This is a genomic window from Rhodoferax sp. (genome assembly GCF_014859475.1).
Classification (GTDB): domain Bacteria; phylum Pseudomonadota; class Gammaproteobacteria; order Burkholderiales; family Burkholderiaceae_C; genus Rhodoferax.
In genome coordinates, this window is sequence record NZ_JACUUE010000348.1 from 1 (window position 1) to 1,319 (window position 1,319).

General features: G+C 63.7%; 2 protein-coding genes and 1 pseudogene. 1 reads left to right on the forward strand and 2 read right to left on the reverse strand.

Going from position 1 to position 1,319, the window contains the following annotated elements; genetic code table 11:
* Positions 1-278: pseudogene (locus IBX54_RS15140) on the reverse strand (class I SAM-dependent methyltransferase); the annotation flags it as partial.
* A gap of 19 nt (positions 279-297) precedes the next feature.
* Between IBX54_RS15140 and IBX54_RS15145 the strand changes: the two are divergent.
* Positions 298-1,092 (forward strand): SDR family oxidoreductase, encoded by a 795-nt coding sequence (locus IBX54_RS15145; protein ID WP_296543475.1) that lies wholly within the window; start codon positions 298-300, stop codon positions 1,090-1,092.
* A 43-nt stretch (positions 1,093-1,135) separates the two neighbouring features.
* Here IBX54_RS15145 and IBX54_RS15150 read toward each other — a convergent pair.
* A partial coding sequence (locus IBX54_RS15150; RefSeq protein ID WP_296543476.1) for a hypothetical protein occupies positions 1,136-1,319 on the reverse strand: 184 nt, incomplete at its 5' end.

Below are 1,319 nucleotides of genomic sequence, written 5' to 3' on the forward strand. Positions count from 1 at the left end.
ACTTCCAGCGCCTGCGCCACCTGCAGCGCCAGCGTCCAGCCGAACAACGGCGTGATGCCGGGCGAGGTGACAAAGTCGCTCCCCGCCACGCGCGCGCCGTCCTGAACGGTGTAGGGCAGAGCGCCAAATTGGGTGCTGCCATGGGCGTAGTAACCCAGGCCGGGGGTGTAAAGCGCTTGGTCCATAAAGATATCGAAGCCAAGCCAGCCGCTGGCGTCAAGAATGGTCTGGCTGATGTGGCGCGCTAGCTCGCTCGTTAAACTGTGGGGTGTTGTCATAGCTTGGAATTGTCCCCGAATGTCTGCCCCCATCACGTCAGCCCTCTTCCCCGCACCGGCTCAGCGTACCGTTTTGGTCACCGGCGCGGCCAAGCGGCTGGGCCGCGAGATTGCCCTGACCCTGGCCCGCGCGGGCTGGCGGGTGGCCGTGCATTACCGCGATTCGGTCGAGGAGGCGCGCAAAACGGTCGCCGATTGCGCCAAGCTGGCGGGCTACAGCACCTCTTTTCGCGCCAACCTGGCCAATGAAACGGCGGTGCGCAACCTGCTGCCCCGGGTGGTGGAAGAACTCGGGTATGTCGATGCCATCGTCAACAGTGCGTCCACCTTCGAGCACGACACGCCCGAGACCTTCAGCTTTGCCGCCATGGAAAAGCACATGCGTGCCAACGCCGGGGCCGCCATTTTGCTGAGCCAGTCGTTGCACGCGCACCTGCAAACACGCGCAGAAGCCGCGGGCGCCGTGGTGAACCTGCTCGACCAAAAGCTTTGGAATCCCAACCCCGACTTCATCAGCTACACGCTGTCCAAGGCCGCGCTGGAGTCGGCCAACACCATGCTGGCGCTGGCGCTGGCACCGCGGGTGCGGGTGGTGGGGGTGGCGCCGGGCCTGACGCTGACCAGCCACATGCTGACGCCGGAAAAATTCGAGGCGCTGCACAAGCTGTCGCCGCTGGGCCACTCCTCGACGGCGGCTGACGTGGCGGCCACCGTGGCCTTCGCCCTGGAAAACCAGTCCATCACAGGCACCACGCTGTTGGTCGATGGTGGCCAGCACCTGATGAAGTTCGAGCGCGATTTCTCGCTGCTGTAGTTTGCATGGCAGCCAAGCCGCTCCAAAGCATGAAAGATGGCCGTCATTGCAAGTCAGCCGTACCCGGCCCGATACCGCAGACCTTGAACAAGGAAGCTGTCACTGCGAGCCCGCCGTACTTGGCCCGATACCGCACACGGACCTTGAACAGAGACCTCGTCATCGCGAGCGTAGCGTGGCGATCCATGACTTCCGGGTGCATGGATTGCTTCACTTCGTTCGCAATG